Origin of the sequence: Neorhizobium sp. P12A (assembly GCF_008365395.1) — a bacterium.
Taxonomy (GTDB): Bacteria; Pseudomonadota; Alphaproteobacteria; order Rhizobiales; family Rhizobiaceae; genus Rhizobium.
In genome coordinates this window covers 286,750-308,930 of sequence record NZ_QOVX01000004.1, presented here as the reverse complement: position 1 = coordinate 308,930, position 22,181 = coordinate 286,750, and the positions used below count along the sequence as shown (strand labels likewise).

Below are 22,181 nucleotides of genomic sequence, written 5' to 3'. Positions count from 1 at the left end.
GCATCAACTCTGGAAGGCTGGCGCCGGACAGCGCCAGCCTTCCGCATCTACGCAGGACAAGGTGATGACTGCCTCCTGACGGCATCAGGCCAAGAAATGGCCCCGATATAAAAAGAAATGATCGTTTACCACGCTGTTTAAAGATGTTGCCAACTTATTCGGCGATAGTGCCCGCACTGGAAAGTGAAGGGACGCCGTGTTCAGCATCGCAACAGGACTGACAATCTGGTGTACGGAAGCGTTGACGCTTGCGTTCACGCTTTTTCTTGCCTGGCGATATGATCGGCAATCGCCTAACTATCTGATGTGGTCCGCGGGCTTCGCGGTCGGCGCGATCGGTTTCGCAATGGTTGCGGCACGCGGCTTCATTCCCAACATCCTGTCGATCGAGATCGGCAACGCAATTACGCTTCTTGGCGAAAGCGCCTGGATCGCCGGCTTTCGCCAGATGGACAAGCGCAAGCTGCAGCTGACCGCGCTGCTTCCGCCTTTGATCTGGACTGCTGGCGTGTGCCTGCCCTGGGTGGCTAGCAACTTCACCAACAGGGTCGCCCTTTACGATCTCTCCAGCGCAGTCGGCGCGACACTTCTTGTCATGGTGGTCTTACCCCACGGCGAACATCGCGAGCAATCGCGAATCCATCTCAGCTTCATCTTTCTGACGCTCGCCTGCGTGAATTTCGTCAGTGCGCTTGCGATCGTGATCATGGGCTTTTCGGACGAAGTGGCGGCAATCTGCCGCGCCATTTCGGCCCTCAGCAGCGCTCTCATGATCACGCTTGCGATCGCGTTTACCGGACGTCTGCTGATGGAGCGCTCCGAACGACGGTGGCATGCGCTTTCGATCACGGACTACCTCACCGGTGCTCTCAATCGCAGGGGCCTGCAGGACGGCTTCCGGCAGATGACCGGCGATTCCGCCGACGGCTCCAGGAAGATTGCAGCACTTCTCTTCGATCTCGATCACTTCAAAAGCATCAACGATCGCCACGGCCATCAGGCGGGTGACCACGTCCTGTCTGAATTTGCCCGCATCGCAAAGCGTTTCATTCCGCGAGACGGCATCTTCGGACGCATGGGCGGCGAGGAATTCATCGGCTTCATCGTGGTCGACGACCAGACGGAAGCGGAAGTCATTGCAGAACTGATCCGGGCGGACTTCTGCCGTGTCCCGCTGCTCGCCGGCGCAGCCCTGATACCCGCCTCCGTCAGCGGCGGGATAGCCATCCTGCCGATCGCTGAGGCAACATGGGACAATCTCGTTTCCGCGGCCGACCGGGCGCTTTATGCGGCCAAGAAAGCAGGCCGCAACTGCACGGTCGTCTTCGGCGAAGAGGAGGCCGCAAACGCGACCAATTCGCCCCCCGACCCCAACGGCGGCGAACTCGTTCCTACGCTCGACGACCAGATCCACGCGCTACGACGGATGGGGACGCTGTCGCGGATGTGAGAGAGGTTTGCACCGCTCTCTGTCTCCTCACAGATTACTCCTCGATAGGATGAAACGTGCACATTGCAGGCCGTGCAGCGACGCGGTCACCGGGGCCTCCCGTAAAAAATGATCCCTGTCTTTCCCTATTCCCGCACTTGCGCTACTCCTGCGCTCATGATCATACCCCCAGCGCTTTCCATCGATCCCGCCACGCGTCACGTCTCCCTCGACGGTCGAGACCCCGCTTTCTACAGCAACCCCAATGCCGTCTATGCCGCTCTGCATGCGCATTGTCCCACTTTCTATTGGGAGCAGCAAAATCAATGGTATTTCACCGGCTACGACCATGTGAACGGGCTGCTTCGTGACCGCCGGTTCGGCCGGCAGATCCTGCATATCACAACAAGGGAAGAGCTCGGGATGGCCGAGCCGTTGCCGCATCTGAAAAACTTCGACCTTGCTGAACAGCATTCGCTGCTGGAGATCGAGCCGCCGGAGCACACGCGGCTTCGAACGCTGGTCAACCGGGCCTTCGTCTCCCGTCATGTGGAGAAGATGAAGCCCGAACTGGCGGAACTCGCGAACGGGCTGATCGAAAAATTCGAGAAGAAGGGCGAAGTCGAGCTGCTTTCGGCATTTGCCGATATCATCCCCGTCACGATGATTGCACGGATGATCGGCATTCCCGAAGAAATGGGTCCACAACTGCTGAAATGGTCGCATGCCTATGTGCGCATGTACATGTTCGGCCGCACGCGACGGGACGAAGACGCCGCCGATCAAGCCGCCAGAGAATTTGCCGACTATGTGAAGAGCGTGATCAAGGAGCGCCGTGCCAATCCGCGCGACGATCTCCTGACCCATATGATCACGACAGAGCACAAGGGTCAGTACCTGACCGAGGACGAACTGGTCTCGACAACCATCGTGCTCCTCAACGCCGGCCACGAGGCGACGGTGCACCAGATCGGCAATTCGGTCCGCGTCATCCTTGAGAGCGGCTATGATCCGGCCAAGCTGTTCAGTGATGAAGGCATCACGGAACGGACCGTGGAGGAGACACTGCGCATCTGCGCGCCCGTCCACATCTTCCAGCGCTGGGCGCTGGAGCCAGCCGAAATCGACGGCGTCTCCTTCCAGCGAGGCGACAAGGTGGCGATGATACTGGCGGCGGCCAACCTCGATCCGACAAAATTCTCCGATCCGCTGGCTTTCAAGCCTGATCGCAACGAGGCTCCGAACCTGTCGTTCGGCGCCGGCATTCATTTCTGCATCGGCGCGCCGCTGGCAAGGCTGGAGCTCAACGTCGTGCTGCCGATCCTTTTCCAGCGCCTGCCCGGCCTGAAGCTGGCGGGAACGCCTGAGGTCAAGGACGTCTATCATTTCCACGGGCTGGATAAGCTTGAGCTGACCTGGTGAAGTCAACGGCAGCGCTCAGGCGGCTGCCGTTGCAACAATGATCGACGGTTAGCGGATGCCGTATCGGGCGGCCGGTTTGTCATGCGACAGGTTCGGGCCAAGGACGCCGCGGGCGGCATCAAGCGCCTGCCAATCCGCGGGATCGGGCAGCGACGGAATGGTGATCAGTTCGCCCTGATCGAAGCCTGCAAGGGCTGCATCGACCATGTCGGTCGCTTCCATGACCATCTTCGGGTCGAGATCGTCCACCGAACCGCCGGCGCGCTCGAAGATTTCGGTGCGCGTCAGGCCTGGCATCACGGCCTGGACCTTGACGCCCCTTTCTGCCAGCTCCGCGTTCAGCGACTGCGTGAGGCTCAACACATAGCTCTTGGTGGCGCTGTAGGTGCCGTTGAAAAGCTCCGGAACGATCGCAACGACAGAGGCGATGTTGATGATTGCGCCTTTGCCGCGCGGCGCAAAGGTCTGGGCGGCCGCAACGGCCAGACGGTTCACCGCAGTGATATTGAGCGCGATCAAGCGGTCGAGCGCATCGACATCGCTGTCGAGCAGCTTCAGGCCATAGCCGATGCCGGCATTGTTGACGACGAGCGTCACGGCAGCGTCTTCGCGGATCTGCTTCTCCACCTTGCGCACATCTTCAGCCACGGTCAGATCCGCCTGCAGCACATCCACCTTCACGCTATGCGCGGCGCTCAGGCGGGCGCTTGCCTCATTCAACCGGCCGAGATCGCGAGCGACCAGGATGAGGTCATAACCGCGCTTTGCAAGCCGCTCGGCATAGGTTGCGCCGATGCCAGACGAGGCGCCCGTGACGAGTGCCGTTCCGAGATTTTCCTTCGACATGTTCCAATCCTTTCGTTGATCTGGAAATTACTGGTATATGCCACTATATTGATGGGACGAGATGATTTTGCAAGAGGCGCCGTGAAGTTTATAAGCTCCGGCCAAGACCGATTGGACCGTCTCGCGCCTGTTGGCGTCACGGCACGAAGGAACGACGATGGAAAATCGAAAAGCGGAGCCCGACACCTGGGAACTGTGCTCCAACACAGCGGTGCGGCGCGCCTCGCGCCAGCTGGGACAGCTCTATGACGACGTCCTGGAGCCCAGCGGTCTGCGGCTGACACAGGTAACGCTGCTCATCCAGATCGACAAGATGAACGGGCCTTCGCTGAAAGCGCTGGCCGAGGCATTGGTCATGGACCTGTCGGCGCTCGGCCATACGCTGAAGCCGCTGATCCGCGACGGCTTTCTCGAACTGGTTCCCGATACGCAAGACCGCCGTGTGAAGCGGGTCCGCCTGACGCCATTCGGCGACAACAAGCGCCGTGAAGCGATCGGCCTCTGGCAGGAGGCCCAGCATCGCTTCGATCGCGTGTTCGGGACGGAAGCTTCAGCGGCGCTGCGCCAGACCATGGCGCTGATCTCTTCGAAGGATTTCGCTGCGGCCTTCCGAACGAAGCCGCAAGGGTGACTGCAACCGTGGTATGGGGCTGCCGGATGATGCTAGCTGCGGCGGACCACTATATGCCCAAAACGAAAATGGCGCCCTAGGAGGCGCCATCCGTGAATTCCCAGTATAGGGCCAATATCAGCCGTAACGACCGGTGATGTAGTCTTCCGTGCGCTTCACCTTCGGAGCCTGGAAGATCTGTTCGGTCGGGCCGTATTCGATGAGATCGCCGAGATACATGAAGGCGGTGTTGTCGGAGATACGGCTCGCCTGCTGCATGTTGTGCGTGACGATGACGACCGTGAACTCGCCCTTCAGCTGCGAAACCAGTTCCTCGACCTTGGCTGTCGAGATCGGGTCGAGGGCTGAGGTCGGCTCATCGAGCAGCAGCACTGATGGCTTGACCGCGATGGCGCGGGCGATGCAGAGGCGCTGCTGCTGACCGCCGGAAAGGCCAAGTCCGCTCTGGTGCAGCTTTTCCTTCACTTCGCTCCACAGCGCCGTGACCGTCAGCGCCTCTTCGACGCGGGCGTCCATTTCCGCCTTGGAAATCTTTTCATAGAGGCGGATGCCGAAAGCGACGTTTTCATAGATCGACATCGGGAATGGCGTCGGCTTCTGGAACACCATGCCGACCTTGGCGCGCAGATCGTTCAGATCGACGTCCTTGGTGAGGATATTGCGACCGTCCAGCAGGATCTCGCCCGAAACCGACTGGCCCGGATAGAGATCGTACATGCGGTTGAAGGTGCGCAGCAGCGTGGACTTGCCGCAGCCCGACGGACCGATGAAGGCAGTGACCGCGTTCTTGCGGATGTTCATATTCACACCCTTCAGAACGCGATGGCCGTTCTGATAGGTAAAGTCGAGGTTCTTTACCTCAAGCTTCGCGAGCGCGGCATCCGACAGGGGGGCGGCGTCCTTCCCCGGCTGTGTGGTGACGCTCTGGAAATTGCTGTCGCTCATGTTCATGGTCGTATTCCTATCGTTCGGCGGCTGCGTCAATGGCGGCGGCCACTCAAGACACGGGCAAGGATGTTGAGGACAAGGATGGCAACGGTGATGATCAGCGCGCCGGCCCAGGCCAGTTGTTTGAGATCCTCGCCTGGATCAGCGGCGAGCGTATTGATGGCGACCGGCAGTGTGGCGATCGGACCGGTCAGGCCCAAATTCGTGAATTTGCTGTAGCCGGCCGTGAAGAGAAGCGGCGCGGTTTCGCCGCTGATACGAGCGACGGCCAGCAGGATGCCAGTCAGGATACCCGTCCATGCGGACTTGTATATGACCATGGTCATGGACTTCCAGCGTGGCGCCCCCAGCGCGGCGGTCGCCTCACGAAGAGCATTCGGTACCAGCAACAGCATATCCTGCGTCGTGCGATTGACAACAGGAAGGGCGATCAGCGCCAGTGCAAGGATGCCGGCGATGGCCGAGTTGCCGTGCATCGGCACGACCACGGCGCCGTAGATGAACACGCCGATGATGATCGAGGGTGCAGACAGCAGGATGTCATTGATGAACTTGGCAACCTCGGCAATCTTGCTGCCATTGGCATATTCCACCAGATAGGTGCCGGCGAGAATGCCGATCGGCGCAGCGATCAGGATCGCGAGACCTGTGACCATCACGGTGCCGTAGATTGCGTTGACCAGGCCGCCACGCGAACCCTGTGCCGGGATCGACATCGTGAACACGTCGAGGCTGAGCGCCGTTACACCACGATAAAGCAGGGTCACAAGGATCACGCTAAGAAAGAATATGCCGAGGACGGCCGCGAGGAAGGACAAGGCCATCATCACCCGGTTCTTCCCGTAGCGCCGCGATACTATACCCTGACGAATTGCATTTTCCATGGTTTTTTCCTCAGAGCGAGTCGACACGGCCGATCATCCACCTTGCCAGCGCAAGCACGCAGAAGGAAAGGATGAACAGGAGCAGGCCGAGCGCCATCAAGCTTGAAAACTGCAGACCGTCGGCATCGCCGAAATTGTTCGCGATCTGGGCGGAAATGGTGGTGGACGGCGAGATGATCGACGATTGCAGACGGCTCACCGAGCCGACAACGAAAGTGACGGCCATGGTTTCGCCGAGCGCGCGGCCGAGGCCGAGCATGATGCCGCCGACGAGGCCGCGGCGTGTATAGGGGATCAGGATGTTGCGGGCCACTTCCCACGTGGTCATGCCCATGCCGTAAGCGGATTCGCGCAGCATCGGCGGAACGGTGCTGAACACGTCGCGGGAGATCGCGGTGATGAACGGCAGGATCATGACGGCCAGGACGAGGCTTGCGGTCAACAGGCCGACGCCTGGCGCCGGCGGCTGGAACAGCAGGCCGATCAACGGCACCTGGCCGAGCGTCATCATGAGGAAGGGCAGAATATAGGTCTGCATCAGCGGCACGAGAATGAACAGACCGACGATGCCGTAGATGATGGAGGGAACGCCAGCCAGAAGCTCGATCGCAGTACTAATCGGACGACGCAGGCTCCCGGGGCAGAGTTCCGTCAGGAAGATGGCAATGCCGATGCCCAGTGGAACGGCGATCAGCATGGCGATAACAGAGCTCACCAGCGTACCGACCAAAGCGGGCACAGCACCATAAATATTAACGGGAACACTCCACCTCGTGCCCCAAAGGAACGAGAGGCCGAATTGCTGGAACGTCGGCACGGCGTCGATGACAAGGATCGCAAGAATCGCCAGCAGCAGAAGCACGACAAGAGCAGCCGAGCCAAGCGTCATAAAATAGAAAATCCGATCCTGTGCCCGGAATTTCCTGGTGCTGGCGGTGGTATCCAGTGCCTTAAAGCCAGCCGTATGAGTCGCGTCGGCCATCGATTTGCCCCTTGTCCTGTGACGAAAGGCGGACAGGGCCATGCCCTGTCCGCCGTAGCTACTCAGCCAGCATTACTTGGCTGCGAAGTCCTTCTTCCAGGACTCTTCGACAACCTTAGCTACAGTTTCCGGAACCGGAAGGTAGGACAGGTCGGTTGCAGCCTTCTGGCCCTTTTCGTAGGACCACTTGAAGAACTTCAGAGCTTCTTCGTTGGCAGCAGCGTCAGCCGGCTTCTTGTAGAGCATAACCCAGGTCGAAGCAGCAATCGGCCAGCTCTTTTCGCCCGGCTGGTTGGTGATGATCAGGTTGAAGTTCTTGGCGTGAGCCCAGTCAGCGTTGGAAGCAGCAGCCTTGAAGGTGTCGAGGCTCGGCTCGATAACCTTGCCGGCAGCGTTCTTCATCTTCGCGAAACCGATGTGGTTGGCGACGACGTAGGAGTATTCAACGTAGGAGATCGAGCCAGCCGTCTGGTTGACGGTGGTGGAAACGCCTTCAGAGCCCTTGGCGCCGAAGCCGACCGGCCATTCAACAGCCGTGTCCGAACCAACCTTTTCCTTCCACTCCGGCGAAACCTTCGAGAGGTAATCGGTGAAGTTGAAGGTCGTGCCCGAGCTGTCAGCGCGATAAACGACGGAGATCGGCGTGGAGGGCAGCTTCAGGCTCGGGTTGAGAGCCTTGATGGCGGCGTCGTCCCACTTGGCAATCTTGCCGAGGAAGATGTCGGCCAGCGTCTTGCCGTCGAGAACGAGTTCGCCGGCCTTTACGCCTTCGATGTTGTAGGAAACGACGATACCGCCGGAGATCATCGGGAACTGAGCAATGCCGTTCTTCTCGAGGTCAGCGTCGCTCATCGGCTTGTCAGAAGCGCCGAAAACGATCGTCTTGTCGAGGAGCTGCTTGATGCCTGCGCCCGAACCAACCGACTGGTAGTTGACGACGTTGTTCGTCGCAGCCTTGTACTGTTCAGCCCACTTGGACAGAACCGGAGCGATGAAGCTCGAGCCGGCACCCGTGATGTCTGCGGCCATAGCCGAAGCAGACATGGTAGCGACCAGGGCTGCGGAAAGGCAAAGTGAACGGATTTTCTGGTTAAACATGATAAACCACTTCCTCGAGTGATGAAAGGATGGCGGGCGGGAGTTCGGCGTATGTCGCCCCTATTGCTGTGACGTCCTCACCTGTTCTCCCGGCTACAAGGATGGCTCTATAGCCGCAATGTTTCAGTTTGATGACAATTCGGTGAAAGGCGGGTGACACATCCGGGAAGGGAAAATCATCGGGACGCATCAGGCATTTAAGCCGCCGTCCCGGTCATCGAAAAACTGGCGCCAGCGTCGCTATCCGGCTCAAATGTTGATGACCTGGCAGACGGGTTGTCAGAGCCGAACAACATAATCCTTGCGTGTGGTTTCGACGACTTCCCATGTGCCGGTGAAGCCCGGCTTGAAGACCATCCGATCCCCTGCCCGGAGATGGAATACGTCGCCATTATCTCCGGTTACGATGGAATATCCCGAAAGGATGTGAAAATATTCCCATTCTTCGTAGATAAGTCGCCACTTTCCCGGCGTCGCTTCCCATATGCCCGCATAGATTCCGCCCTCGGCCTCGTCGAGATTCCAGGTGCGGAACTGGGGGGCGCCTTCGATTACCCGATCGGCGGGTGGTGCGCCAATTTCGGGGGCCGATTCACCGGTTTCAAATCGTAAACAAGCTGTCATAAATCCCCTCCCCAGCGGCGAACCGCCTCCCCGTCAGACCTTCGCAAGCGACTGTTCGAGATCGGCGATGATGTCCTTGATGTCCTCTATGCCGATCGACAGGCGAACGACGTCAGGCCCAGCGCCGGCCGCGATCTTCTGTTCGTCGGTGAGTTGCTTATGGGTCGTCGAGGCCGGATGGATGACCAGGGAGCGCGTGTCGCCGATATTGGCGAGATGGGAGAACAGCTGCAGCCCTTCGACGAAGCCTTTTCCGGCCTCGTAGCCGCCCTTGAGCCCGAAGGTGAAGACGGAGCCGGCGCCCTTCGGCGAGTAGCGCTGCTGCAAAGCATGGTTCGGGTCATCCTCCAGCCCGGCATAATTCACCCAGGCAACCTTGTCGTGGCCCTTCAGCCATTTCGCAACGCCCAACGCATTGTCGCAGTGGCGCTGCATGCGCAGCGGCAGGGTCTCGATGCCGGTCAGGAGGAGAAAGGCGTTGAAGGGCGAGATGGCCGGCCCCAGGTCGCGCAGGCCCAGCACACGGCAGGCAATGGCAAAGGCGAAATTGCCGAAAGTGGCATGCAGCACCATGCCGTTATATTCCGGGCGCGGCTCGGACAGCATCGGATAGTTGCCGGAGGCCGACCAGTCGAAGGTTCCGCCATCGACAATCGCGCCGCCCATAGAGTTGCCGTGACCGCCGATGAATTTGGTCAGCGAATGGACGACGATATCGGCGCCGTGCTCAAGCGGACGAATAAGGTATGGCGTCGCCATGGTGTTGTCGACGATCAGCGGCAGACCATGGCGACGGGCGACCTCGGCGATGGCCGCAATATCGACGAAAGTGCCGCCGGGATTGGCGAGGCTCTCGATGAAGATGGCGCGGGTGCGGCCATCGATCTTGCCGTCAAAACTGGATGGATCGGATGGATCGGCCCAGCGCACATGCCAGTCGAAATTCGCAAACGCATGGCCGAACTGGTTGATCGATCCGCCATAGAGCCTGGTCGCGGCGACGAAATTGTCGCCCGGGCGCATGATCGCATGAAAAACCAGCATCTGCGCTGCATGACCGGAAGCAACCGCAAGACCTGCCGTCCCGCCCTCCAACGCCGCCACCCTCTCCTCCAGCACAGCCTGCGTCGGGTTCATGATGCGGGTATAGATATTGCCGAACTGCTGCAGCCCGAAGAGCGCGGCAGCATGGTCGGAATCGTTGAAGACATAAGCGGTGGTCTGGTAGATCGGCGTGGCGCGAGCGCCCGTGGTCGGATCGGGTTGCGCACCCGCATGAATTGCCAGCGTGTCGAAACCCGGATTGTTTGCCGCCATGATGTTCTCCCGTCGCGATTTCTAGTCTTGGGAGAGCATAGCGCCTCACTCGGTAAAGTTAACCGCGATCTTTCCCCGATCCCCGGCTTCGGTAGAAAATCCATCGCGTTGGGAAGCGGCAGGCGACCGTTTCAGGCCGCGAGCAACCGCGGATATTCGATCGCCGGGCAGCGATTCATGACGACATCGATCCCGGCGGCTTCCGCCGCCGATGCGGCTTTATCGTCACGCACCTCCAATTGTCCCCAGATGACCGACGGAAGCGGCTTCAATGCCAGGGCTTCGTCGACGACGGATTGAAGATATTCAGGCGCGCGGAAAACATCGATCATATCTATGGGCTCGGGGATATCGGCGAGCCTAGCGTAGACGGTCTGCCCAAGGATCTGCTTGCCGGCCTGCCCGGGATTGACGGGAATGACGTGATAGCCATGCGCCAGGAGATAGGCCATGACGCCGTTGCTGGGGCGGGCCGGATTGGGAGAGGCCCCGACCAGTGCAATGGTCTTAACCTTGCGCAGGATATCGGCAAGGTAGGAATCGTCGTAGTGGTCGTGGTTCATCACGTAGCCTCCGGCTGGATCACAACTGCGTTCTCAGGGCTTACCGCGCCGAGCCGGTTCGCCCATCTCTTCTTACATGGTCACGGAGATTATTCATGATGAGGGTCGAGCCAATGAAAAAAATCATTCTTGTAGGATTATTTGCGGTTTGCGCATCGACGCCGGCTTTGGCGATCGGCCGATATAATGCTCTCTCCTACACCTGCGCCGGCGCGCAGGATTTGATTGCGCACGAACGCGCGGTCATCTTTCGCTACCCTGCAGACCGCACGAAAAACATGACGCTCTACGACCGCTACGTGCTGGATACCCGCTCCTGCGACTTTGGCTACTATGCGTACCAATCCTATATGCCGACAAAGGACAACGGGAGCTGCCCCGTTTACACCTGTCGGCCGGCGACCGATTTCGGTGGTCACGACAAGATAATCCCTTAGGAGTATGAGGGGTTACAACCCACCGGGATCGGAGGTGCAAGGAAATGCAAGTTTTTGCATTTCCTAAAAGTTTAGCAGGATTGAGCGCATGTCCTTGTTCGCTTTTTGTATGTGGTAAATTTCTCTTTTGTTCACTGCTCTATTAGAGACATCTCATAGTTGAGTGACCGCTTTTGATTGAACGCCCATGGTGCAGTGCATCATTTGCAAAAATTTGCGAGTATATTTTCGCAAAACTGAAAATAACCACAGAGAGCCTAAAAAATATCAGATATTGCATCATTTTGCGGTAGATGGCGGCAAGTTCGCCACATCTGGCCAATCGCTGCCCCTGCCCGTTCTCGGGCAAATGTCACCCACGGCCCGTCCTGCGCTTTCGCTCCGGTTGCACGCGACCGCAAGCAATGACAAACCAGAGCGGGACAAATCACCGGTTCCGGCGGCATCATGCCTGCCGGCAGGCCGGCATCGGGCTATTCGCCCGTCCAGACTGCCGGCCGCTTTTCGATGAAAGCGCCGATGCCTTCCCTGGCATCGGCCGTCATCATACTCTCGGTCATGACGCGAACTGCATGGTCGTAGGCGTCGGCCACAGGCATATCGATCTGCGCGCAGAAGGCTTCCTTGCCGATCCGTTGGGTCAGCGGCGATTTCGAGGCGATGACATCGGCATATTTGTCGACTACCTGCGTCAGATACTGCTTCGGGACGATGCGGTTGACGAGACCGAAATCCTTCGCTGTCGAGGCATCAATCGTCTCGCCGGTCAGAAGCATTTCCATTGCCTGCTTGCGGTGGGCCGCGCGAGACACCGCGACCATCGGGGTCGAGCAGAAAAGGCCGATATTGACGCCGGGCGTGCAGAAGGTCGACGTATCGGTGCAAATGGCGAGATCGCAGGAAGCCACGAGCTGGCAGCCGGCGGCCGTCGCCAGCCCATCGATCTCGGCAATGACCGGCTTTGGCAAATGGGCGATCTTCAGCATCAGATCTGCAAAGAGGCGGAAGGTCTCCTCGAAGAAGGCACGACCGCCATCCTCGTCCATGCGGTGCGCCGTTAGCTCCTTCAGGTCGTGGCCTGCCGAGAAGACGTTTCCGCCGGAAGCGATGATGACGACGTGAACGGCCGGATCGGCGCCCGCGGCATCGAGCGCCTCCATCAACAGCCGGATCACGCCGATCGACAGGGTGTTGGCGGGCGGATTGTTGAGCGTCAGCCGCAGAACATTGTCCTTCCGCGTAACCGCCAGAGGCTGGGCGTCGCCCTCTTTTTCCTTCCGGAACGATACGACTTCGGCCATGGCCCCTCTCCCTCATGTCCATCTATGCTAAGACCGTTCTGCCATAAGCGGCAGCCAAGAGCCAGCGGAAGCGAGGAGCCGACTATCGATGAAACCCGTCATGACGATCGACGAGATCCATGCTTTCCTGGAGACCGATTTTCCGCAGATTCACACCGAGGGCCGGGTATTTACCGTGAAGGCCGTCGAAGCGGGTCGCCTGAGGATGGCGCTCGATCCTACGGACCGACATCTGCGTCCGGGCGGCACCGTTTCCGGCCCGACGCTCTTTGCATTGGCGGATGTCGCGGCCTATGCGGTCGTCCTTGCCCATATCGGCCCGGTGGCGCTTGCCGTCACGACCAATCTCAACATCAATTTCCTGCGCCTGCCGGCGCCGAAACGGCTCGTCTGCGATGCGAGGCTGCTAAAGCTCGGCAAGCGGCTGGCCGTCATCGAGACCTCGATTTTCCAGGACAATGAGGAGGAATTGGCGGCCCACGCGACCGCAACCTACTCGATTCCGCCGCGCTAAATGTGTGGTATCATAATACACCATATCTAATGCATTGATTTTGCTTGCCTATTTTTGCGACCTTGGAAATCGGTCATATTGACGTTCCGGGGCGTCCGTTTTATAAGCCGCACCAGAACGCAGCCTTTCCGGGCTGCTTTCTTTTTGGCACGGGTCAAACCTGCCAAACCAAGCAACAAGAAACGCCCTGACGCCTTCGGGCCAAGGGATCCTAATAGAGAGTATTCAACATGGCTACCTTCTCCCAGAAGCCTGCAGAGGTTGAGAAGAAGTGGGTCCTCATCGACGCCGAAGGGCTTGTCGTTGGTCGTCTCGCTTCCCTGATCGCAATGCGTCTGCGCGGCAAGCATAAGGCTACCTTCACGCCGCACGTCGACGACGGCGACAACGTCATCGTCATCAATGCCGACAAGGTCGTCTTCACCGGCAAGAAGTACGAAGACAAGGTTTACTACTGGCACACCGGTTATGCCGGCGGCATCAAGGAGCGTACCGCTCGCCAGATCATAGAAGGCCGCTTCCCTGAGCGCGTCCTCGAAAAGGCTGTTGAACGCATGGTTCCGCGCGGCCCGCTCGGCCGTCGCCAGATGAAGAACCTGCGCGTTTACGCCGGCACCAACCATCCCCACGAAGCTCAGCAGCCCGTCACGCTCGACGTCGCCAAGCTGAACAAGAAGAACGTAAGGAGCGCCTGATAATGGCTGACCTCTCCTCTTTGAAGGATCTCGGCACGACCTCCGAAGCCGCTTCGGCTCCGGTTCACGTCCGCAAGGTCGACTCGCTCGGCCGCTCCTACGCGACCGGCAAGCGCAAGAACGCCGTCGCCCGCGTATGGGTCAAGGCTGGATCCGGCAAGATCATCGTCAACGGCAAGGACTTCACGTCCTACTTCGCTCGTCCGGTGCTCCAGATGATCCTGCGCCAGCCGATCGTCGCTGCTGCCCGTGACGGTCAGTTCGACATCGTCGCAACGGTTGCCGGCGGCGGTCTTTCCGGCCAGGCCGGTGCTGTTCGCCATGGCGTTTCGAAGGCCCTCACCTACTTCGAACCGGGCCTGCGCTCGGTCCTGAAGAAGGGCGGCTTCCTGACCCGCGACAGCCGCGTCGTTGAACGTAAGAAGTACGGTAAGGCCAAGGCTCGCCGTTCGTTCCAGTTCTCCAAGCGTTAATCGCTTTTGGATCTATTCTGCGAAAAGGCCGGGCTTTTGCCCGGCCTTTTTGTTTGCATTGGTTTACCGAAAGCCCTGCCGGACAGGTTCCGCAGAGCTGGACGAAATCAAAGTTCCGGCTTGTGAAAATAGGCTTCAAGCCGGTAGCCGTCGGGATCGATGGCGAAGGCGGCGTAGTAGAACTGGCCGTAATCGGGGCGGATACCTGGCGGTCCATTGTCCTCTGCGCCACTCGCGATGGCGGCGTTATAGAAGGCGTCGACCGCTTCCTCGCTTGGCGCGACAAAGCAGAAATGCAAGCCCGATTTCATATCGGGAATGACCGGACGCTCGACTTGCATAACCCAGAAGGACGGTCTTTCCGCGCCATAACCACTCTGGACGTCGAAATTGGACAGGCGTTCATAGCCGAGCGGCGACAGGATGGCGTCGTAGAATTGGCGCGATCTCTCGATGCTTTTTACGCCAATGGAGATGTGGTCGAACATTGGAAGGAACTCCTATTCGCTCTTGTGCGGCAGTCGAAACCATGCGCGGCAAGTGAGCAGCGCGAGGGTCCCTTCCCAATCCGCTCCGTTCAGTCTTGCCGCCACCATCTTTCAAGCATTTTTCGAAGTCAACAAGATCGGCGCCGACGGAGAGAACGGCAAAGCTTGCAATCGCTGCAACGCTCGCTTACCCCTTCTGGCCGAAGGGGGACATGCCATGATCGACGAGCAGCAAACGCGTTTCGCTTCGACGCCAGAACCGCCCTATTACATCGTCGCCTTTTCCTCTGTCCGAACCGAAGGAGACAACGGCTACGGCGCGATGGCGGACAGGATGGAAGAGTTGGCCTTGCAGCAGCCGGGCTGCCTGGGCCTGGAATACGCCCGCGATGCGGAAGGCTTCGGCATCACCAACTCTTTCTGGCGCGACGAGGAAAGCATCCGCGCGTGGAAAGCGGTGGTCGCCCATATGGCCACGCAGAAGATCGGCCGCGAGCGGTGGTACGAGCGCTACCAACTGCGCATCGCCAAGGTCGAGCGGGCCTACGGCTTCACAAACACAAAAGCAAGTACAAGCGAAACCTAGGATCAGGGGAGGATCATATGGAAAAGTCGATCGACCATGCGTTCACCGCAAAGAGCCTGACGTCAGCGGCCACGGACCCGACCTTTGCCGGCGCCCTTTCCTTTATGCGCCGCCGCTTCACCAAGTCGCTCGAAGGCGTCGATGCCGTCGTCTGGGGCATTCCTTTCGATGCCGCAACCTCGAACCGGCCGGGCGCGCGCTTCGGGCCGCAGGCGATCCGCCGGGCGTCCGCGATCTTCGACAACGACCCGCAATATCCCTTCCATCGCGACCTCTTCGCTGAAATGGCGGTCATCGACTATGGCGACTGCCTGCTCGACTACGGCAATCATCAGGCAACGCCTAGCGCAATCGAGCAGCAGGCAAAGACCATTCTCGACAGCGGTGCTTTCCTGCTGTCGCTTGGCGGCGACCATTTCGTGACCTGGCCGCTGCTGAAGGCCCACGTGGCAAAACACGGGCCGCTGGCGCTGGTGCATTTCGATGCGCACCAAGACACGTGGTATGACGACGGCAAACGCATCGATCATGGCTCCTTCGTCGGGCGGGCGGCGCGCGAAGGCCTGATCGATCCGGATCGCTCGATCCAGATCGGCATTCGCACCCACGCGCCGGACGATTGCGGGATAGAAATCGTCTTCGGCCATCAGGTCGAGGACATGACGGCTGCCGACATCGCATCGCATATCATTAGCCATACGAAGGGGGCGCCCTCTTACATCACCTTCGATATCGATTGCCTCGATCCGGCCTATGCGCCGGGCACCGGCACGCCCGTTGCCGGCGGCCCCTCGAGCGCCAAGATGCTGTCCGTTTTGCAGCGGCTGCATCAGCTCGATATCAGAGGCGGCGACGTGGTGGAGGTTGCGCCGGCTTACGATCATGCCGATATAACTGCCATTGCGGGAGCGACGGTCGCGATGTATATGCTCGGGCTGCATGCCGAGCGGCGTGCGAATGGTCGCTGAGCATCCATTTGAGATATGCGAGCGCCGTTATCATTTTGAATCGACTTCATGGCAAACTGATTCCGGAAACATCCTCAACCCTTTGAAAGAGCAGGACTAAAATGACAGCGAAGATCTTCATCGACGGCGAAGCGGGAACGACGGGTCTGCAGATCCGCGAGCGCCTGGCTGAGCGCCGCGATATCGAGCTGCTGTCCATTCCTGCCGACAAGCGCAAGGACACGGCTGTTCGCGCCGAGCTGCTGAACGCGGCCGACATCGCGATCCTCTGCCTGCCCGATGAGGCGGCAAAGGAAAGCGTCAGCCTGATCAAGAACGACACGACCCGCGTCATCGACGCCTCGACGGCCTATCGCGTCGCCGAGGGCTGGGCCTACGGCTTTGCAGAAATGAGCAAGGATCAGGCAGAGAAGATTGCCACTGCCAAGCGCGTCGCCAACCCCGGCTGCTGGCCGCAGGGCGCTATCGCGACGCTGCGCCCGCTCGTCGAGGCCGGCCTCCTGCCCGCCGATTATCCCGTCACGGTCGGCGGCATTTCCGGTTACACCGGCGGCGGCCGCTCGATGATCGAGGACTATCAGGCAAAGGGCGAGGATGCGCCTGAGTACATGCCCTATGGCCTCGGCTTCAAGCACAAGCACCTGCCCGAGATGAAGGCCTATGCGAAGCTTTCGCATGTGCCGCTATTCCAGCCGGTCGTCGGAAATTTTGCACAGGGCATGCTGGTCAGCGTGCCGCTGCAGCTTTCGATCCTGCCGAAGCAGCCCAAGGGTGCGGATATCCATGCCGCTATCGCCGATTACTATGCCGGCCTGAAGAACAGCGTTGTTGAAGTTGCGCCGTTCGAGACCATCGAGCGCACACCGGATCTTAACCCGGAGATATTCAACAACACCAACCGCATGCGCCTGCATGTTTTCGGCAACGACGACACCGCTCAGGTGGTGCTGATCGCCGTCTACGACAATCTCGGCAAGGGCGCATCGGGTGCAGCCGTCCAGAACATGGACCTGATGCTCGCGGCCTGAGGCCGTGACGATCGACAGCATACCCGTATGTCTAAGAAAACGCTGGCACATTCGTGCCGGCGTTTCCATTGCCGATACGCGCAGCAGCCATGTCTATCGCGTCGAGCGCCAGGATGCCGATCCGGCCATCCTGAAAATCCTGAAGCCCGAGGGCATGAACGAACTGCCCGGCATGGCCTTCCTCGAATGGCGCGCCGGCAAGGGCGCGGTCCTGCTGATCGACCGTTTCGAGAATGCCTGCCTAGTGGAGGATGCGGGAAGGCAAATCCTTCGCGACCACTATACCGAACATGGCGACGAGGCCGCGATCGAGATCATTCTGTCGGTCCTCGCGGACCTGCATTCGTCATCACCGCTTCAGCCGCCGAAGGGACTCGTGCCCCTGCGCCGGCATTTCCAGTCGCTGTTCCAGGCGGTTGACCGCGGCGCTTATTCCGACCATGCCGATCTGCTTCGCTGGGGTGCTGCGCTCGCCGAAAGGCTGCTGGCCGAGCAGACCGATATTCGTCCGCTGCATGGCGACCTGCATCACGACAATATCGTCACCGGCGGCCCGCGCGGCTGGCTTGCGATCGACCCGCAGGGATTGATCGGCGATCCCGCCTATGACGTCGCCAATGTCTTCGGTAATCCTCTCGGCGGAGCGAAGGATATCCTCGATCCGAAAAGGATTGCCCGGCTGGCCAAGTCTTTCTCAGAAGTCCTTGGATGCTCGGAGCGCAAGATCTTGAGATTTGCAGGAGCCCATTCTGCCGTGTCGGTCTGCTGGTCGATGGCGGCTGAGCCATCGACTGATAGCCTGGAGAATATTGCCGAGCGCTCAGCCTTCGCACTCATCGTCCGGCGGATGCTCGGCAGTACGCACTGACCCGCGTCATGCCATGCGCTTCGTAAAGCCGGGCCTCCACGCCAAGGTCTCGCCCGGCCCGTGAACGGCCGCGAAGAGCAAGCCGGCCAGGAAGGTGAAGTGGTCGATAAAGAAGCCGAATTCAGCCTGGTTTCCGGTCCAGCGGTTAGGTCCGTGGAAGGAGAAGGCCAAGAATATCACGTAGATGCCGGCCAGCAGAGCGGCCTGCGAGAAGAAAGCGCCGGTCAGAAACGCCAGTGCCAGCCCGAGTTCGAAAAATGCGGCGATCCAGGCGAGAAACAGCGGAATTGGGAAGCCCGCAGCGGCGATGAAATTTGCCGTTGCCTGAATGTCGAAGAACTTGAAGCTCGTCGCCATGAGAAATACGGCTGCGAAAATCAGCCGCGCCACCAGAATTGCGATCGTCTTGCCCATAACAATATCCTTCCTTCCCTCAATGGGTGTTGTCGTCTCCACCCAAGGACGTAGGAAAGGTTCGTTTCCCGACATCCTTTCATCTCCGCAGAAAGAAATTCGGAAAAGCGGCTTCTGCCATATCGTCGAACTATGTGGAGAGCAGGAATATGCTACCTCTTCACAATGACGGCCTACGCCTCGAAGCAGGTCTGCTTCAGGGTGGCGGGCAAGGCGACATGATGGGAGACGAGACGTGGGAAGACTGGATGGCAAGGTTGCCTTGATTTCGGGCGCCGCCCGTGGACAGGGAGCGGAAGAGGCGCGGCTCTTTGCGGAAGAAGGCGCAAAGGTCATCTTGGGCGACATCGAGCATGAGGAAGGACAACGGGTCGCCCAGGAAGTGGGCGGGATCTATGTTCCGCTCAACGTTGCGAAGGAAGCCGACTGGATCGCGGCAGTGGCAGTTGCCGAAGAGAAATTCGGCGCGCTCCACATCCTCGTCAACAATGCCGCCATCCTGCGTCGGGCGCCGATCGAGGATTGCACGCTTGAGGAATACGAGCAGGTGATCGCGGTCAATCAGACCGGCGTCTTCCTCGGCATAAAGTCCGCCGTGCGGCTGATGAAACGGACGGGTGGCAGCATCGTCAATATCTCGTCCACGGCGGGCATTCGCGGGCCGGCAAACAACGTAGCTTATGTCGCCTCGAAATTCGCCATACGCGGCATGACCAAGGTGGCGGCAAACGAATTTGCCAAATACGGGATAAGGGTGAACTCCGTGCACCCGGGCCTGATCGAGACGCCGATGATCGATCCCTTTTTTGATGACGAGGCAATCAGGACCTTCGCGGCCCGGCAGTTGATCAACCGGTTGGGCACATCCCGCGAAGTTGCTGAAATGGTTCTGTTCCTTGCCTCCGACGCATCGTCCTATTCAACGGGCGCTGAATTTATCTGCGACGGCGGCGTGACGACGGGCAATCGTCCATGAGCGGTGGAATGGAGGCTCGTCAGGGTCATTCCTCGGTTCAAGAAGCCGCAGGCTCCCCGCCTCCACTGCGACCGGCAGGATCGGCATCGGAGGTGTTGCGGACATTCCTCAAGCTCGGCCTTACATCCTTCGGCGGTCCCATCGCTCACCTCGGCTATTTTCGTGATGAACTGGTACTGCGGCGCAAATGGATCAGCGAGACGGAATATGCCGATCTCGTGGCGCTCTGCCAGTTTCTTCCTGGGCCGGCCTCGAGCCAGGTCGGCTTTGCCCTCGGTCTGTTGCGTGCCGGCTTTCCGGGCGCCTGTGCGGCATGGACTGCCTTTACCCTGCCCTCGGCCCTGCTTTTGATCCTGTTCGCATTCGGGGCGGCAGAATTCGGCGGACCTGTTGGAACGGGACTGATCCACGGTTTGAAGATCGTCGCCGTTGCCGTCGTCGCCCAGGCCGTCTGGGGCATGGCGCAACGATTGACGCCGGACAGGCGGAGGGCCGGCATCGGCCTTGCGGCGGCGCTGGCCGTTATCTTCATCGGCAGTGCAGTGGGGCAGATTGCGGCAATCGTCTGCGGCGCCTTGGCAGGACTGTGGCTCTGCCGGGATCTGCCCGTTCCGGACAGCGATCATCTGGCCTTTCCGATCTCGCGGCGCGTCGGAGTGACCGCACTTGCCCTGTTCTTCGTCCTGCTGCTGTTCCTGCCTGTCGTATCGGACATGCTCTCGTGGCGAGGCCTGACGCTGTTCGATTCTTTCTATCGAGCCGGAGCGCTCGTGTTTGGCGGCGGCCATGTGGTCCTGCCGCTTCTGCAGGCGGAAGTGGTGCAGACGGGATGGGTCGGCGCCGATTCATTTCTCGCCGGATATGGGGCAGCCCAGGCCGTTCCGGGACCTTTGTTCACCTTCGCCGCCTATCTCGGCGCCGTGATGAAATCCCCGCCTAACGGGGTCGAAGGCGCGGTGATCTGCCTCATCGGCGTCTTTCTTCCCGGCCTGCTGCTCGTTGTCGGAGCGCTCCCCTTCTGGTCCGCCTTTCGCATTCGCCCATGGGCGCAGGCAGCAATGCGCGGCGCCAACGCCGCCGTGGTCGGCATTCTCGCCGCAGCGCTTTATGATCCGGTATGGACCAGCGCCATCCTCAATTCCCGCGATTTCGCGCTGGCGCTGACCGGCTTCCTTCTCCTCACGGTCTGGCAGACGCCGCCATGGATCGTCGTGCTGGCGCTGGCTTGCGGAGGTGTGGCGCTCGCCCTCTAGGTGCCATGGCAACGATGGCGGCAGTGAAAAGCTGCCACCGCGCCGCGTGGCATGCAGTCGTCACCGGATCAATTATCCAATTCCTGACGTCCTCGCTATCTCGATACGAAGCGTAAAACCACGACCTTGTTACCGTAACGTACTTACCTCGCTCCCTCTCTCATGTTTCGCTTGGCACCGCGGAGGATCGATCTTCGCGGTGCTGGAGGGTGACGTGAGCCTTGTCGACATCTTTGCCTGGATCGTTCTGGTCATTCTCCTGCTCAGCACGGTCGCCGTTATTGTCTTCCTCGCCATGTTGCCGGGGATGATTGCCAAAAGCCGCAACCATCCCTGGGCAAAAGCCGTGACCGTCGGCGGGTGGGTCACCTTGCTGCTCGGCTTTGCGCTCTGGCCCATCATCTTGATATGGGCCTATGTCGACGTTCCGCGTGCTCAAGGCATGGAGCGCAAACCATGATCGTCGTCCTGCTGAACGTCTATCTGGTCATCCTTTTCTGCCTTGTGAAGCTGCGGATTGTTCCCTTCAACCTTTTCTGGAAAGTCTCGCCGGTCCTGGTGCTCCTGCTGCTTCTGATCGGGCTCTTCATTCCGATGGGCTGGGGTGCGCCCCAAGGCTCGGCGCTGGTCGTCCGTAACTCGGTGGCAATCGTTCCAGACGTCGCGGGCGAAGTGATCGATGTACCCGTGCTGGCAAACACACCGCTGAAAGCCGGGGACATATTGTTCCGGATCGACCCTGTCCCCTACCAGTCGAAGCTCGACGCCCTGAACGCCCAGCTCGCACTCGGCCAGCTCAGGGTATCGGAGACGACGGAGTTGCGGTCCCGCGGTGCAGGCCGTGCGTATGACGTCGAGCAAGCGCAGGCTGAGGTCGATCAACTGCAAGCAGAGATCGTCGAGGCGAAGTGGAACCTCGACAAGACCGTCGTTCGCGCACCCGCCGACGGCTATGTCACCAATCTTGCGCTTCGCAAGGGCGCCCGCGTCTCCAACCTGCCCTTGTCGCCCGTCATGGCCTTCATCGATACCGCGGAGACGATCATCGGCGTCGAGGTGCCGCAGATTGACGCCCGCTACATAGACACCGGCCAGCCGGTCGAAGTCACCTTCAAGTTCATGCCTGGCAAGGTCTATACGGGACAGGTCGAAAGCGTTCTTCAGGCGGTTGCCAGCGGCCAGACCCAGACTTCGGGCACGGCCGTCACCTCCAGAGCGATCCTGAGCATGCCGCTTGTCGTTCGGGTGAAGCTTGATGACAACGGCTTTGCCGATCAGCTGCCTGCCGGAAGCACGGGAGTAGCGGCCATCTTCACCGACCATGTCAAGCCCGCGCACCTCATTCGACGAGTGCTGCTGCGACAGGTCGCGATCCTGAACTACGTCAATCCTTTTTGACGGTGGTCATAAGCTGAGGCACCGACCGACAGCAACGG

Annotated in this window: 26 protein-coding genes; 15 read left to right on the top strand and 11 right to left on the bottom strand. The window is 59.8% G+C overall.

Annotation, left to right across the window (positions count from 1 at the left end):
• Nucleotides 1-196 precede the first annotated feature (196 nt).
• Together DTW90_RS15845 and DTW90_RS15840 are read left to right on the top strand one after the other, a co-directional pair.
• Complete coding sequence (locus tag DTW90_RS15845) at nucleotides 197-1,450, top strand: GGDEF domain-containing protein (protein WP_149339500.1); 1,254 nt, start codon at nucleotides 197-199, stop codon at nucleotides 1,448-1,450.
• Nucleotides 1,451-1,606: 156 nt separating this feature from the next.
• The gene (locus DTW90_RS15840; protein WP_149339498.1) at nucleotides 1,607-2,851 is read left to right on the top strand and encodes a cytochrome P450; all 1,245 of its coding nucleotides are present in this window, start codon (nucleotides 1,607-1,609) and stop codon (nucleotides 2,849-2,851) included.
• Between the two features lie 48 nt (nucleotides 2,852-2,899).
• Here the strand turns inward: DTW90_RS15840 and DTW90_RS15835 are convergent, their stop codons facing one another.
• A complete protein-coding gene (locus DTW90_RS15835) occupies nucleotides 2,900-3,697 on the bottom strand; it encodes an SDR family oxidoreductase (protein WP_149339496.1) in 798 nt (265 codons plus the stop codon).
• A gap of 157 nt (nucleotides 3,698-3,854) precedes the next feature.
• On the opposite strand from DTW90_RS15835, the gene DTW90_RS15830 reads away from it, so the two are divergent.
• A complete protein-coding gene (locus DTW90_RS15830) occupies nucleotides 3,855-4,328 on the top strand; it encodes a MarR family winged helix-turn-helix transcriptional regulator (protein WP_149339494.1) in 474 nt (157 codons plus the stop codon).
• Between the two features lie 117 nt (nucleotides 4,329-4,445).
• Here the strand turns inward: DTW90_RS15830 and pstB are convergent, their stop codons facing one another.
• The 7 genes from pstB to DTW90_RS15795 form a co-directional block, all read right to left on the bottom strand.
• Entirely contained in the window at nucleotides 4,446-5,279 is an 834-nt protein-coding gene (gene pstB, locus DTW90_RS15825) for a phosphate ABC transporter ATP-binding protein PstB (protein WP_132516892.1), read from the bottom strand.
• A gap of 29 nt (nucleotides 5,280-5,308) precedes the next feature.
• A complete protein-coding gene (gene pstA / locus DTW90_RS15820; RefSeq protein ID WP_132516894.1) occupies nucleotides 5,309-6,160 on the bottom strand; it encodes a phosphate ABC transporter permease PstA in 852 nt (283 codons plus the stop codon).
• A 10-nt stretch (nucleotides 6,161-6,170) separates the two neighbouring features.
• Complete coding sequence (pstC, locus tag DTW90_RS15815; protein WP_149339492.1) at nucleotides 6,171-7,142, bottom strand: phosphate ABC transporter permease subunit PstC; 972 nt, start codon at nucleotides 7,140-7,142, stop codon at nucleotides 6,171-6,173.
• A gap of 72 nt (nucleotides 7,143-7,214) precedes the next feature.
• The gene (pstS, locus tag DTW90_RS15810; RefSeq protein ID WP_132516898.1) at nucleotides 7,215-8,240 is read right to left on the bottom strand and encodes a phosphate ABC transporter substrate-binding protein PstS; all 1,026 of its coding nucleotides are present in this window, start codon (nucleotides 8,238-8,240) and stop codon (nucleotides 7,215-7,217) included.
• A gap of 279 nt (nucleotides 8,241-8,519) precedes the next feature.
• A complete protein-coding gene (locus tag DTW90_RS15805) occupies nucleotides 8,520-8,864 on the bottom strand; it encodes a cupin domain-containing protein (protein WP_149339490.1) in 345 nt (114 codons plus the stop codon).
• A gap of 33 nt (nucleotides 8,865-8,897) precedes the next feature.
• Entirely contained in the window at nucleotides 8,898-10,181 is a 1,284-nt protein-coding gene (locus DTW90_RS15800; protein ID WP_149339488.1) for an O-acetylhomoserine aminocarboxypropyltransferase, read from the bottom strand.
• 131 nt (nucleotides 10,182-10,312) lie between these two features.
• The gene (locus DTW90_RS15795) at nucleotides 10,313-10,744 is read right to left on the bottom strand and encodes a CoA-binding protein (RefSeq protein WP_149339486.1); all 432 of its coding nucleotides are present in this window, start codon (nucleotides 10,742-10,744) and stop codon (nucleotides 10,313-10,315) included.
• A gap of 95 nt (nucleotides 10,745-10,839) precedes the next feature.
• Here DTW90_RS15795 and DTW90_RS15790 point away from each other — a divergent pair, with 95 nt between their 5' ends.
• On the top strand, nucleotides 10,840-11,181 hold the full coding sequence (locus DTW90_RS15790; RefSeq protein ID WP_246664959.1) for a hypothetical protein: 342 nt from the start codon (nucleotides 10,840-10,842) through the stop codon (nucleotides 11,179-11,181).
• A 473-nt stretch (nucleotides 11,182-11,654) separates the two neighbouring features.
• Here DTW90_RS15790 and DTW90_RS15785 read toward each other — a convergent pair whose 3' ends face one another.
• The gene (locus tag DTW90_RS15785) at nucleotides 11,655-12,482 is read right to left on the bottom strand and encodes an enoyl-CoA hydratase (protein WP_149339485.1); all 828 of its coding nucleotides are present in this window, start codon (nucleotides 12,480-12,482) and stop codon (nucleotides 11,655-11,657) included.
• Nucleotides 12,483-12,570: 88 nt separating this feature from the next.
• On the opposite strand from DTW90_RS15785, the gene DTW90_RS15780 reads away from it, so the two are divergent.
• From DTW90_RS15780 to rpsI, 3 genes are all read left to right on the top strand, one after another.
• The gene (locus DTW90_RS15780) at nucleotides 12,571-12,996 is read left to right on the top strand and encodes a PaaI family thioesterase (RefSeq protein ID WP_149339483.1); all 426 of its coding nucleotides are present in this window, start codon (nucleotides 12,571-12,573) and stop codon (nucleotides 12,994-12,996) included.
• Nucleotides 12,997-13,226: 230 nt separating this feature from the next.
• Nucleotides 13,227-13,691 (top strand): 50S ribosomal protein L13, encoded by a 465-nt coding sequence (gene rplM / locus DTW90_RS15775; RefSeq protein ID WP_132516910.1) that lies wholly within the window; start codon nucleotides 13,227-13,229, stop codon nucleotides 13,689-13,691.
• Nucleotides 13,692-13,693: 2 nt separating this feature from the next.
• Nucleotides 13,694-14,164 carry a 30S ribosomal protein S9 gene (gene rpsI, locus DTW90_RS15770; protein WP_149339481.1) on the top strand — a complete coding sequence of 157 codons (471 nt, stop codon included), beginning with the start codon at nucleotides 13,694-13,696 and terminating at the stop codon, nucleotides 14,162-14,164.
• Between the two features lie 107 nt (nucleotides 14,165-14,271).
• On the opposite strand, the gene DTW90_RS15765 is transcribed toward rpsI, so the two are convergent.
• On the bottom strand, nucleotides 14,272-14,652 hold the full coding sequence (locus DTW90_RS15765) for a VOC family protein (protein ID WP_149339479.1): 381 nt from the start codon (nucleotides 14,650-14,652) through the stop codon (nucleotides 14,272-14,274).
• A 217-nt stretch (nucleotides 14,653-14,869) separates the two neighbouring features.
• Here DTW90_RS15765 and DTW90_RS15760 point away from each other — a divergent pair, with 217 nt between their 5' ends.
• From DTW90_RS15760 to DTW90_RS15745, 4 genes are all read left to right on the top strand, one after another.
• On the top strand, nucleotides 14,870-15,238 hold the full coding sequence (locus DTW90_RS15760; protein WP_149339477.1) for an antibiotic biosynthesis monooxygenase: 369 nt from the start codon (nucleotides 14,870-14,872) through the stop codon (nucleotides 15,236-15,238).
• A gap of 17 nt (nucleotides 15,239-15,255) precedes the next feature.
• A complete protein-coding gene (gene speB, locus DTW90_RS15755) occupies nucleotides 15,256-16,206 on the top strand; it encodes an agmatinase (protein ID WP_149339475.1) in 951 nt (316 codons plus the stop codon).
• Between the two features lie 101 nt (nucleotides 16,207-16,307).
• Complete coding sequence (gene argC, locus DTW90_RS15750; protein ID WP_132516920.1) at nucleotides 16,308-17,234, top strand: N-acetyl-gamma-glutamyl-phosphate reductase; 927 nt, start codon at nucleotides 16,308-16,310, stop codon at nucleotides 17,232-17,234.
• A gap of 4 nt (nucleotides 17,235-17,238) precedes the next feature.
• The gene (locus DTW90_RS15745; protein ID WP_132516922.1) at nucleotides 17,239-18,102 is read left to right on the top strand and encodes an aminoglycoside phosphotransferase family protein; all 864 of its coding nucleotides are present in this window, start codon (nucleotides 17,239-17,241) and stop codon (nucleotides 18,100-18,102) included.
• 6 nt (nucleotides 18,103-18,108) lie between these two features.
• Here the strand turns inward: DTW90_RS15745 and DTW90_RS15740 are convergent, their stop codons facing one another.
• Complete coding sequence (locus DTW90_RS15740) at nucleotides 18,109-18,516, bottom strand: DoxX family protein (protein WP_132516924.1); 408 nt, start codon at nucleotides 18,514-18,516, stop codon at nucleotides 18,109-18,111.
• 235 nt (nucleotides 18,517-18,751) lie between these two features.
• Here DTW90_RS15740 and DTW90_RS15735 point away from each other — a divergent pair, with 235 nt between their 5' ends.
• The 4 genes from DTW90_RS15735 to DTW90_RS15720 all read left to right on the top strand — a co-directional run bounded on the left by DTW90_RS15735 (nucleotide 18,752) and on the right by DTW90_RS15720 (nucleotide 22,143).
• Nucleotides 18,752-19,492, top strand: coding sequence for an SDR family oxidoreductase (locus tag DTW90_RS15735; protein ID WP_132516926.1), 741 nt, complete (start codon nucleotides 18,752-18,754; stop codon nucleotides 19,490-19,492).
• Nucleotides 19,489-20,745: a chromate efflux transporter gene (chrA, locus tag DTW90_RS15730; RefSeq protein WP_246664958.1), complete on the top strand. Its 1,257-nt coding sequence runs from the start codon at nucleotides 19,489-19,491 to the stop codon at nucleotides 20,743-20,745. Before DTW90_RS15735 ends, chrA begins: the two co-directional genes overlap by 4 nt.
• Before the next feature lie 214 nt (nucleotides 20,746-20,959).
• Nucleotides 20,960-21,205, top strand: coding sequence for a DUF3302 domain-containing protein (locus DTW90_RS15725; protein WP_149339473.1), 246 nt, complete (start codon nucleotides 20,960-20,962; stop codon nucleotides 21,203-21,205).
• Complete coding sequence (locus DTW90_RS15720) at nucleotides 21,202-22,143, top strand: efflux RND transporter periplasmic adaptor subunit (protein WP_149339471.1); 942 nt, start codon at nucleotides 21,202-21,204, stop codon at nucleotides 22,141-22,143. Before DTW90_RS15725 ends, DTW90_RS15720 begins: the two co-directional genes overlap by 4 nt.
• The last annotated feature ends 38 nt before the right edge of the window (nucleotides 22,144-22,181 follow it).

What these genes read in the sequence shown, in the direction of transcription:
- pstB (WP_132516892.1), bottom strand. Translation starts at nt 5,279, where the DNA reads ATGAACATGAGCGACAGCAATTTCCAGAGCGTCACCACACAGCCGGGG.
- DTW90_RS15795 (WP_149339486.1), bottom strand. Translation starts at nt 10,744, where the DNA reads ATGAACCACGACCACTACGACGATTCCTACCTTGCCGATATCCTGCGC.
- DTW90_RS15835 (WP_149339496.1), bottom strand. Translation starts at nt 3,697, where the DNA reads ATGTCGAAGGAAAATCTCGGAACGGCACTCGTCACGGGCGCCTCGTCT.
- speB (WP_149339475.1), top strand. Translation starts at nt 15,256, where the DNA reads ATGGAAAAGTCGATCGACCATGCGTTCACCGCAAAGAGCCTGACGTCA.
- DTW90_RS15830 (WP_149339494.1), top strand. Translation starts at nt 3,855, where the DNA reads ATGGAAAATCGAAAAGCGGAGCCCGACACCTGGGAACTGTGCTCCAAC.
- argC (WP_132516920.1), top strand. Translation starts at nt 16,308, where the DNA reads ATGACAGCGAAGATCTTCATCGACGGCGAAGCGGGAACGACGGGTCTG.
- pstS (WP_132516898.1), bottom strand. Translation starts at nt 8,240, where the DNA reads ATGTTTAACCAGAAAATCCGTTCACTTTGCCTTTCCGCAGCCCTGGTC.
- DTW90_RS15805 (WP_149339490.1), bottom strand. Translation starts at nt 8,864, where the DNA reads ATGACAGCTTGTTTACGATTTGAAACCGGTGAATCGGCCCCCGAAATT.
- DTW90_RS15760 (WP_149339477.1), top strand. Translation starts at nt 14,870, where the DNA reads ATGATCGACGAGCAGCAAACGCGTTTCGCTTCGACGCCAGAACCGCCC.
- DTW90_RS15720 (WP_149339471.1), top strand. Translation starts at nt 21,202, where the DNA reads ATGATCGTCGTCCTGCTGAACGTCTATCTGGTCATCCTTTTCTGCCTT.
- pstC (WP_149339492.1), bottom strand. Translation starts at nt 7,142, where the DNA reads ATGGCCGACGCGACTCATACGGCTGGCTTTAAGGCACTGGATACCACC.
- DTW90_RS15740 (WP_132516924.1), bottom strand. Translation starts at nt 18,516, where the DNA reads ATGGGCAAGACGATCGCAATTCTGGTGGCGCGGCTGATTTTCGCAGCC.
- DTW90_RS15800 (WP_149339488.1), bottom strand. Translation starts at nt 10,181, where the DNA reads ATGGCGGCAAACAATCCGGGTTTCGACACGCTGGCAATTCATGCGGGT.
- rpsI (WP_149339481.1), top strand. Translation starts at nt 13,694, where the DNA reads ATGGCTGACCTCTCCTCTTTGAAGGATCTCGGCACGACCTCCGAAGCC.
- DTW90_RS15785 (WP_149339485.1), bottom strand. Translation starts at nt 12,482, where the DNA reads ATGGCCGAAGTCGTATCGTTCCGGAAGGAAAAAGAGGGCGACGCCCAG.
- DTW90_RS15790 (WP_246664959.1), top strand. Translation starts at nt 10,840, where the DNA reads ATGATGAGGGTCGAGCCAATGAAAAAAATCATTCTTGTAGGATTATTT.
- rplM (WP_132516910.1), top strand. Translation starts at nt 13,227, where the DNA reads ATGGCTACCTTCTCCCAGAAGCCTGCAGAGGTTGAGAAGAAGTGGGTC.
- chrA (WP_246664958.1), top strand. Translation starts at nt 19,489, where the DNA reads ATGAGCGGTGGAATGGAGGCTCGTCAGGGTCATTCCTCGGTTCAAGAA.
- DTW90_RS15780 (WP_149339483.1), top strand. Translation starts at nt 12,571, where the DNA reads ATGAAACCCGTCATGACGATCGACGAGATCCATGCTTTCCTGGAGACC.
- DTW90_RS15840 (WP_149339498.1), top strand. Translation starts at nt 1,607, where the DNA reads ATGATCATACCCCCAGCGCTTTCCATCGATCCCGCCACGCGTCACGTC.
- pstA (WP_132516894.1), bottom strand. Translation starts at nt 6,160, where the DNA reads ATGGAAAATGCAATTCGTCAGGGTATAGTATCGCGGCGCTACGGGAAG.
- DTW90_RS15765 (WP_149339479.1), bottom strand. Translation starts at nt 14,652, where the DNA reads ATGTTCGACCACATCTCCATTGGCGTAAAAAGCATCGAGAGATCGCGC.